This is a genomic window from Vibrio sp. G-C-1, assembly GCF_021728015.1.
Classification (GTDB): Bacteria; Pseudomonadota; Gammaproteobacteria; order Enterobacterales; family Vibrionaceae; genus Vibrio; species Vibrio splendidus.
In genome coordinates this window covers 625,775-636,770 of record NZ_JAKKCR010000001.1, presented here as the reverse complement: position 1 = coordinate 636,770, position 10,996 = coordinate 625,775, and the positions used below count along the sequence as shown (strand labels likewise).

At 45.3% G+C, this 10,996-nt stretch carries 1 protein-coding gene; it reads right to left on the bottom strand.

All coding sequences use genetic code 11. From position 1 onward, the window contains the following. Positions 1 to 7: 7 nt before the first annotated feature. Positions 8 to 10,963: a non-ribosomal peptide synthetase gene (locus tag L3V36_RS02830; protein WP_208774273.1), complete on the bottom strand. Its 10,956-nt coding sequence runs from the start codon at positions 10,961 to 10,963 to the stop codon at positions 8 to 10. Positions 10,964 to 10,996: the final 33 nt, after the last annotated feature.

Here is a 10,996-nt window from a genome sequence, read left to right as displayed (position 1 = left end):
GGGTAATTCATAGCAGCTCCAGTTCGTCCATCAATGCTGCCATGGCATCGAATTCGTCTTGTTCATGTTCATTTTGTGTTTGATATTGATTTTGCAAACTATCCGTTAGTGCCTGCAGGCTATTGGCTTCGAAAAAGTCTTTAAGTACCACCTCTAAGCCAAGCTCTTGATGTGCCTTAGCTACTACTCGAGTTGCTAATAATGAATGGCCACCCAGAGCAAAGAAGTTATCGTCCAAGCCCACTTGAGGGACTTCTAGAACCTCTTCCCAATTAGTCGCAAACCACAATTCCAACTCCTTTTCCGGTGCGCGGTATTTGATTGATTGCCATTCAGGCGCTGGTAGCGCTTTTCTATCTCGTTTGCCATTAGGAGAGAGCGGCATTTCGCCCAACCCAATCAGTATCGTTGGCACCATGTAGTCAGGAACATGCTCAGATAGATGTTGCTTCACGAGCTCTTGCTTGTCTTGTTCCCAGTGAGAGTCGATGACATAGCCAACCAATTGATCGCCCGTTTGGTGTTTAAAGGCGATCACCGCAGACTCTTCAACCCAGTCGAGTTGATTGATCACATTCTCAATTTCTTCTAACTCGATTCGTAAACCGCGAATTTTGACTTGGTTATCCAAGCGACCTAAATACTCCAAACGACCATCGGCCATTTGCACCACTTGGTCACCAGTGCGATACATTCGACTGCCAGCTTCTCCAAATGGATTCGGTATAAATCGATCAGCCGTTAAATCCGGTCGAGCTAGATATTCACGCGCTAATCCAATGCCCGCTAAATACAGCTCACCGGGCACACCAATGGGCACCGAGTTCCAGTTATCATCAAGGACATAAAGTTGCGTGTTGCTGATCGCGTAACCTATTGGGATACGTTTAGAAACTGGCAACTCACAAGGCCAATACGTGACATCAATCGCCGCTTCCGTTGGTCCATAAAGGTTGTGCAGTTCGACAGGCGCATGGCTAAGCACCTGCTCTACAAGATCGGCAGGCAATGCTTCTCCGCTACAGATGATACGTTTGAGTGACACACAATCCGAGATATTGGTTTCAACCGAAAATGCATTCAACATCGACGGCACAAAGTGAAGTGTGGTCACTTGTTCTTGTTGAATGACTTCAGACAACACACTTGGCTGACGATGAGCCTCTGGCGGTGCGATCGCTAGTCGTGCACCAGTCATCAATGGCCAGAAGAACTCCCATACCGAAACATCAAAGCTAAATGGGGTTTTCTGTAACACACAATCGGACTCATTGAGTGCATATTCTTGTTGCATCCAATTCAAACGGTTTTGCAATGCTGCTTGAGTGTTTACCACCCCTTTGGGCAAACCCGTTGAACCAGAAGTAAAGATCACATACAACGCCTGCTCTGGATGCCAGTGAACCAAAGGTGGTACTGAAGGTTGTCCCGATACATCAAGCTTGCTTAAATCGACATACTCACAATCTTGGCTTTGTGGCCACAAGTGCACCGAGTTTGAGTCAGTCAATAACAGGTCAATGTTGGCTGATTGCAGAATATACTGCAGTCGCTCTACTGGATAACTCGGATCCAATGGCACATATGCACCACCAGCACGAGTGATAGCATGTAAGCCAATGACCAATTCAAATGAACGCTCAAGCCCTAATCCAACACGAGTTTCAGAATTCACTCCTTTATCTCGTAACCAGTTTGCTAGTTGATTGACGCGCTTATCAAACTCTTTATATGTGAGAATTTGACCTTGCATCGATAGCGCTATCGAGCCAGGTGTTTTCTCTGCTTGATGCTGAATCTGGTGTGACGGCGTCACAAACTCACCCCAATCAAGGGACGTGTCATTGAATGCACTGTTTTGTTGCTCTGCAGTCTCGTCTATCAAATGAAGTTGGCTAACTAACCCATCACTATTTGTAGCTACCCTATCTAAAAGTAATAACCAATGACCAAGTAACGCTTGTGCGAAATCTTGTTTGAAAATCGGTGACACATAGCTTACGAAACCAAGCCACTTACTCTCAGACATCTGTTGGATGTCCATACCGATTTCGAGCTGAGCATTCACAACACCTGGATCAAATGGCTCAACATCCAGCCCTTGCCAATCAAAGAGCTCTGCCTCATCAAAGCGCTGGAAGTTGAAACTGGTTTGGAAAACGGGATGGTATTGCAAATTCCCAGTAATCCCGAGTGATTCAACCAACATTTCAAATGGGAAGTCTTGCCTGCCCAAAGCTTGCTCAGTGAAAGACTTCACCTGATGCAATAAATCTGAGAAAGATTGCTCCCCATTAAACTGAGCCGGAATCACCAAGCTGTTGATGAAACACCCTTGCATCGTCTGTGTTTCAGGTTGTGTGCGACCAGCAACCGGCACACCAACACGCACTTGCTCTTGGCCGGAATACTTGTGCATCAACAAATGCCACAGTGTCAGCATTACAGTGAAAGGAGTCGTGTTATGCGACGTTGCCAATTCAGTGATATTAGAAACTTGCTCATTCGTCAGTTCAAAGTGAAGTCGGTGACCTTGTGTTTCGGTTTGTTCTCTTGGAACATCACTGTGCAGCACTAGAGGGTCGATATCGTATTTCAACGCGTCCAACCACCATGATTTTTGCTCACTCGCTTCCTCGGACTCAAGCCATTGCTTCTGCCAGTTCACATAATCTGCATATTGAACATCATGAATAGCAGGAGTCTCAAAAGCTGCTGACTCCCCAGATTCTAAATATGCAGAAATCATCGATTGATAACAGACGGCTAACTCTTTTAGCAGCAACTGCATCGATATCCCATCAGAGATAATATGGTGCGCTACGATCAATAGCTCAGCCTGTTCAACACCAGTAGATTGCTCGGAAGCTCTTACTATCCAATCAAAGCGAATCAACTGGCCTTCAGCGAAATCAAACGGTTTAGCGATCAGTTCTTTATATGCTAAGAGTCTTTGTTCATCGGACACTAAGCTTTCGTGCATCCCAAGGCAGATTTCACGCTCAGGATGGATAGACTGCATGAGCTCACCTTCAACCTGACTGAAGTTAGTTCTCAAGATCTCATGGCGTTCAACTAACACATTGATTGCACGCTCAAGGGCGGCAACGTTCACATTGCCCGTGAACTTAAGTCCTAGAGGCATGTGGTAAGCAGCACTGGCTGGCAACAGTTGTTGCACGAACCATAAACGCTTCTGCACAGCGGAGGCTGGCATGTAAGGCAGCCTTGAAGCTCGCGCTAAAGAGACGACTTCGCCCCTATTTCTAACATCTGTCAACATACATTGAGCAGCAAGATCTTTAAGCACTGGTGCATCGAACACCGCCTGTAATGATAATCTGATGTCGTCTTGTTGACTCAGCCTTCCAACTAACTGGGTCACCAGTAACGACTGACCACCTAAGGCAAAGAAATCATCCTCACGGCTTATCTGTTCTTTATCAAACAGCGCTTGCCACTGCTTTGCTAAAGCCAACTCAATCTCACCGATTGGCGCAATATAGTCTGCGCTGACAACCTCTTGCCAATTCGGCATTGGTAAGCGTTTCTTATCCACTTTACTTGCTGGAGTCAGTGGAATCTTATCCACTTTTACGACTTGGCTAGGCACCATGTAATCGGGAAGACCTTTCGCAAGATCTTGTAAAGCACCTTCGCTAGACAGCACATTATCACTTTGAATGTACGCCACTAGCTGTTTGCCTGAAGGGCTGTCACAAGCGATTACCGCACATTGCTCTGAACCTGTGATCTTTTGTAGACGAGATTCAATTTCGCCCAACTCAACCCTGAACCCACGAATCTTAACTTGCTCGTCGCTACGCCCTAGATACTCCATCACTCCGTCTGAACGCCATTTCACCACATCTCCGGTTCGGTACATTCGTTCACCGTTATTTGAGAATGGATCTGGAATAAAGCGTTCTGATGTTAAGTGAGGACGCTCAAAGTAGCCCCTAGCTAACCCGACTTCTTCGCCAATATAAAGTTCTCCGGCAACACCTGCAGGAACACGATTGAGCGCAGAATCCAACACATATAAGGTTCGGTTTCCGACAGTCTTTCCGATAGGTGCATAGGCACTTTCTAGCTCAGTATCAGAATACGCTTCCCAAATCATCGGAGTCACAACCGTTTCAGTTGGGCCATAACCATTAATAATTCTTTTTGGTTTTAGTACGTGTTGTAGTCTGAAATAGGTATCGCGAGTGAAAGCTTCACCACCGAGTGTCCATGAACGCACATAGAGCTCTGGGTCGCTACCCTCTATCCACTCCAATAACGGCAACACATAACTTGGAGGGAAACACGCAATTGTTACCTGTTCACGAGCCAAAACGTCACAAGTTTGTTGTGCACTCCACAACGATTGGTCTCGAATAACTAAACGTGAGCCGAACGCCAATGGCACAGTCCAACGTTCAATCGCACCATCAAAGCTTATTGACGCAAAATGGAGTTCAACATCGCTTGCTGTCATGCCATAGCGTTGACCTATGGTTTGAACATGCATGCTCAAACCTTGTTGCGATACACAGGCCCCTTTCGGCTTGCCCGTAGAACCCGATGTATAGATCATATACGCCAGTTGGTCCGGCAAGATGACGGGGGTATCATTAAGGTTTTTAGTTAGATCAAACGAGTCATAACTAATGATTTTCGCTTGGTTCCCAACCTGATCCCCTAAAGACTCACTCAACGCATCATGAATCAATACTCGCGCGCCACTGTCTTGAATCATGAAGTCTAAGCGTTCTTGAGGATAAGAAGGATCTAGAGGCAAGAATGCTGAGCCCGCTTTCATGATGCCCATCATCACGACCAGCATATTACAGTCGCGCTCAAACAGCACACCGACAATATCGTCGCGCTTTACACCTTCAGTGATCAACCTTGAAGCTATCGCATCGCTTTGTTCAACCACTTGTTGGTACGTTAAAGATTGTCTTTGAAGGCCATTCTCGACTTCAACGTTAGAGACTAACGCCTCATCATTTGGGCGCAGTAACATCTGTTTTGTAACCAAGTCGGTAAACGGTTCAAATGCCCATGGTTCCGGTTGGCGGTCAAACGACCTAAGTTCACGCAACTGATCTTCAGCTAATTCAGATAATCGGCCTAAATCTTCGGCTAGGTGTCCCACTAACTGAGTTAAATAATGTCGATTAGTTGCACAAAGCACTTCAATCTGTTGAGACGTAAATTTACTTTCGTCGTACGCAAAAACAATGCGAAGTGAGTCACTCGGCAAAATTGCTAAGGTTAACGGGTAATGAGTAAATTCATAGCTTTCAGGTTTACCAATACTAAACTCGTCGTTACCTTTACTATTCAGAAGCGCTTCATCTAACGGATAGTTTTCGAAGACCACCAAGGTGTCGAATAAGTTCTCTCCTGACCAACCCGTCTGCGCTTGGATATCAGATAACGATGAATAACTGTACTCACGCTGTTCACTTGATGAGGTTTGAATATCCAACAACCATTCAGATACTGGCTTCGAACGGTCAACTCGGTGCGTAATAGGCAAGGTATTAATAAACAAACCAACCATAGAATCACTATGAGCAAGCTCTGTTGGGCGCCCTGCTACCGTGTTTCCAAATACTGGAGCCTCTTGCCCTGTAAAGCGATTCAATGTCAGTAACCAAGCCGCTTGCGTTAGCGTATTAAGCGTCACACCAGCTTGGTTTAGTTTAGGTAACCATTCGCTGACGGTTTCCGATGAATAATCATCATTGTATCGATGGAAGCTAGACACCTTGGAATCAAATGCGTCAGGGTTCGATTGTCCAAAGGATTCAGCTAAACGCGTTGGCGACTCCATGTCTTGAAGGTAATGCTGCCAATACTCATTAGACTGGCTTTTGTCTTGGCGCTGCGTCCAGGCCAGATAATCAGAAAACCCACCTTTAACCGGAGTAATAGCACGACCTTGGAAAAAGGCGAACAAATCACTGAGTAGTACCCCCGTACTCCAACCGTCCATTAAGATATGGTGAATCGTGAAAATACACTGTACTTGATGATCGTGAGTTTGAACAAAATCAACACGCCATAAAGGTTTTACCTTTGAACGCTCGACAACTTGCTCTAATTGAAAGCCACCCTCAACCCTTTGTTGCTTATATTCCTCAATATCAAATTGGCTGCGCTTGCGAACATCCAACACCTCATAGTCCAGACTAAGTTCTGCCCATTCCGCGAGATAAGCGTTACCATCAAATGAGAACAACGTTGAACGTAGCATTTGGTGTCTTTGCATCACACCTTGCCAAGCTTCTACCATCTTTGACACATTGACATTGTTCAAAGGCAATGTGATTTGATTGACGTAAGTGCTGTCACTATCAGAGAGCTTCGCGTGGAAATACAGGCCTTGCTGTAACGTTGATAACGGTAGAATCGTGCTAGGTAATTCAGCAGCGGTACTCGCACACCCGCAAAGTTGCTTTAACTGGGTTTGAGATAAACCAACCAATGGCGCATCGGCTTTCGTTAATATAGGGCTGGCTTCAATAAACAAGTCATGTAAACGTTCGATACTGCTGTCAAATGCCGCGTGTAAAACATCAATTTCAAATTCATTGAAACATCCATTGTCTAATTCGATATCCCACAATAACGCTTCTTTGGCCACAGACGCATTGATAACAATGGCTGCATCTGCGGTGTTAGACTCATCTCTCCAAAGGCCTGTGTTTGTCACCTCGACTGCGTCATTAATCTGTTGAGCCGCATTACCAAGATAGTTGAACAGCACATCCATTTCGCCAACATGAGGCCAAATATTTTGCATGACACCAGCATGGAACGTGACTCCGCCAAGGTGGTCAGCATCAAAGCTGTCTTTTAAGGATTTAATCCACTCTTCCAACGACTCTAGAACAGGAATGGCTTGCGGATACAACGAGGTATACCAGCCGACAGTTCGGCTGAGATCCAGTCCAGAATCCTCGGTGAAACGGCCATGCGATTCGCGATGAATAGTTAACGCTTTACCTTGATTTAACGTGCTTACGGTTAAGGTACTGATTAAGAAAACGATTTGTTCTTGTGTAAGACGTGCAAAGCCAAATCCAGCTTTTGTCAGAGCTTCTATTTTTGAGAACGGCGTATGCCAGTGTGTCGATATAGGTTTGCCGCGACTTTGCGGATAAAGCAGATCTTTCTGTTGTTCGGCCCAGTACGCTTGCTGGTCGTCTGATATCGACATTGCATTTAAAGCGTTGACCCAGTTTCCTTGATGATGCGTCTTTTGCGTAAGTAGTTGCGGGCCAGAAACGCCTCTCGGCTCATATGAAAACTCTGATGTAGGCTCTGAAACGTATAGTTTAACGAGATCTTCGATAATGACTGGCCATGACAGAGCATCAACCACTAAGTGATGAATAGCGATTAGCACTTCACTATGCTCAGTTGTTTCATCTAAGGCGTGCATACTGCGTATGCCAACCGCCCCTATCACACCGTTGATTAAGTTTATGCTCGTTTGAACTTGGTTTATATTTATCTCGCCATCAAACGAGTGAATCGCAAACTCGACATCTTCTTGGTAATTTGTCGTCATTCCAATTGCGGTATCAGCAGAGAAACGTAATCTAAGCGCATCATGATGTTCGATAAGGCCGCGGAATGCGTTAGTCAATCTTGCTAAATCAAACGGATAGTCCCATTTAAACTGGATATATTGGTTACAACGACTGAACTCAAAGTGTTTGATGTATCTTTGCTGAATCGGCAGCAGCGCTACTGATCCTTGTCGCTTACCTTGTTCTGCAACAACAAGTTTGGCTTCTTCAAGACTCCCTGCCATATCTCGTAACTTCGGAAAATCGAAGACTTGTTTAGGCGATAGCATGAAGCCCAACTGGCGAAGTTTTCCGACCAACTGGAGTGCCATGATCGAGTCTCCCCCTAACGCGAAGAACTGGCTGTTCGCACCAACACTCTTAACTTTAAGTAATTCACACCATATTTCAGCAAGCATTACTTGTCGGTTGTTCTCAAGAGCACCTTGATCACTGCGTACCTCTGTCCAATCAGGAGCAAACAGCTCCTTTCTATCTACCTTACCTGCCGGAGTCAGCGGTAGCTTGTCTTGAACAATAATACAAGCAGGTACCATGTAATCTGGCAGTGTTTGCCCTAGCAGTTCAAGCCATTGTGATTCTTCGTTTCCATTCGAACTTTGCAATTGAGGCGTGTTTGACTGAGCATTGCTTTGTTGAACTTTGCTTAGCTGAACATAGCCTACAAGCTTTTTACCCGTTGGTGATTCGTGATCAACAACAGCACAAAACTCCGCACCAGAGAGCGCTTGAAGTTGAGATTCAATCTCTCCGAGCTCAACACGGAAACCACGGATCTTCACTTGTTGGTCAACACGACCTAAATATTCCATGACGCCATCATCACGCCACTGTACCAGGTCGCCCGTTCGATACATTCTCTCGCCGTTACTTGAAAATGGATCGGGTAAAAAGCGTTCCGCGGTTAAATTGGGTTGTTTCAAGTACCCTTCAGCTAAGCCCACTTCTGAACCAATATACAGTTCTCCACTGCAACCGAACGGCACTTGGCTGAGTTCAGAATCAAGCACATACAACTTCCGATCACCCACTGGCGTTCCAATTGGTGCATACGCACTGTTCATTGTATCGTCGGCATACGCTTCCCAAATCATCGGCGTGATCACCGTTTCAGTTGGGCCGTAGCCATTGATGATTCGTGGCGGCGCTAACACATTTTGAATACGCTCAAAGGTCTCACGAGTGAAGGCTTCGCCACCTAAAGTAATAGAACGCAATGCCAGTGCAGGCTTCGTCGCTTCAATCCAATCGAGTAGCGGACCTACATAGCTCGGAGGGAAGCAAGCAATAGTCACACCTTCTTGCTGAAGTACGTTACAAGTTTGCTCGGCTGTCCATAATTCTTGATCGCGTATCACTAGCTTTGAGCCAAACGCTAATGGCACAGTCCAGCGTTCAACAGCACCATCAAAGCTGATGGAGGCGAAATGTAATTCGACGTCTTGTTCACTCATGCCATAGCGCTGACCTATGGTCTGAACGTGCATGCTCAAACCTTCATGCGATATGGTGACGCCTTTTGGCTTTCCCGTTGAACCAGAGGTATAGATGATATAGGCCAGCTCTTCGGACAACGGGCGATTAAAATAATTATCTGTAGGCAAGCTCGCAAGCTTTGCATTCTCAATACAGAATTGAGTGACACCGTTACCTCCACTCAAGACGTCTCTACATCTATCGTTAGATTTTGAGTGAGTGAGAAGTAACTCTGCGCCACTGTCTTCCAACATGAAGCTTAATCGTTCCGTTGGATAATCAGGGTCTAATGGTAAGAACGGCGAGCCAGCTTTCAAAACTGCGATCATAGAGACGATCATATCGACACCGCGTTCCATCATCACACCGATTGGTGATTTAGCCGCGGTGCCTTGAGATAAAATAGAATGCGCTAATTGGTTAGAGCGAGTCTCTAGTTCTAGGTAGCTCATTGACTCGTTTTGGTGTTTTAACGCAATGCTGTTCGGGCACTTAAAGGCTTGTTCAGTCACTAAGTCAGTGAATGGACGGTATTGCCATGAGTGGTCACCTGAACCATGTTGGTCGATTAACCTCATGTCTTTACTTGATAGAGCATTAACTGAGGCGACAGCAGCGTTGGGCGATTGAACAATGCTCGCTAAATTAATCTTAAAGCTTTCGATAAATTTGGTAATAAACGGTCGGGTAAACTTCTCTTTTGCATAGACAAATCGCAACGGAGCATCACCTTTATTGATGACATCCAACACCAACTCAAACGGTGTTTCTAATACTGGAAACTCTTCAAATTCAGCAAACACTCCGTTGGTGTTAATCGATAATTTGTCACCATGATTTCTAAAATTTAAAGCGGTTGTCGGTAGCGGTAAATCGCCCACTAGCGCCTCTAGCGGCGTGCTTTCAAATGCGAGCGATGCTTTCATAGAAGCCTGGGTATTATTGACTAGCTGCGACAACGACATTTCAGCATCAATGCGATAGCCCATCACGGCACTATTCACATAGAAGCCTACCGTTCTTCGATTCTTAGCATTACGGTTTAGCGCTGGAACACATATAGAAGGATGAACATTGGAAGAGTACTGGCGCAACGTTAGCATCATTGCCGACGCTAACACCTCAAACTTAGTCGCGCCTAGCTCACTCCCTAACAGCTTGATCAAATCATTGATCTCTTTAGATAAGTGAACAAGTTCATGTCTCGCCCCATAAGTGTCTTGCGACTGGTCATTCAGGTTTGATAACGACAGCGACTCTTCACCGATAAACTGATTTTCTATCCATGCAGCTTTCTGTTGCTTATAGATATCAGACTTTTCTGTACTAGCCTGATCAGCTGCGTAATCAAGATAACTTTGAACCTCTTTTCCACTGTAGGTTTTGCCTGCAACTGAGTTGACTAGCATCCTAATTTTGATTTGAAATGACCAAGCATCAGTAACGATGTGATGAGTGGCAAGCAACACAGCGAAGCGATGTTTACTGACTTGATAAATACAACAGCGAGCTAGATTGCCTTCCAATAAATTGAACGGTTGTTGCCAACGTTTGCGAGCATCTTGATGGATAAACTCGACGGTATTCGAGTCACCTTGCATGTCGATATAATCATATTCAACAGAACTAAAAGGCATCACTCGTTGAACCGCTTTTCCCTCAACTTCAGCAAACTGACTGCGTAACGAAGGAAATGCCGACACCATTTCATTTAATGAATGTTGGATCTTTTCAGCGGTGATATCTTTACCTTCAAACCAAAGTAAGCCGCCTAAGTTATAGGCTAGGCTCATCGGTTGTAATTGCTGAAATAACCACAAGCGTTGCTGAGAGTATGAGATTGGGTTCCAAGGCGTGACGGAATCCAAAATTTGTTCATCATCCACTGACATTTTATTACCTAAACATGAAATTTGGTTGCAGAA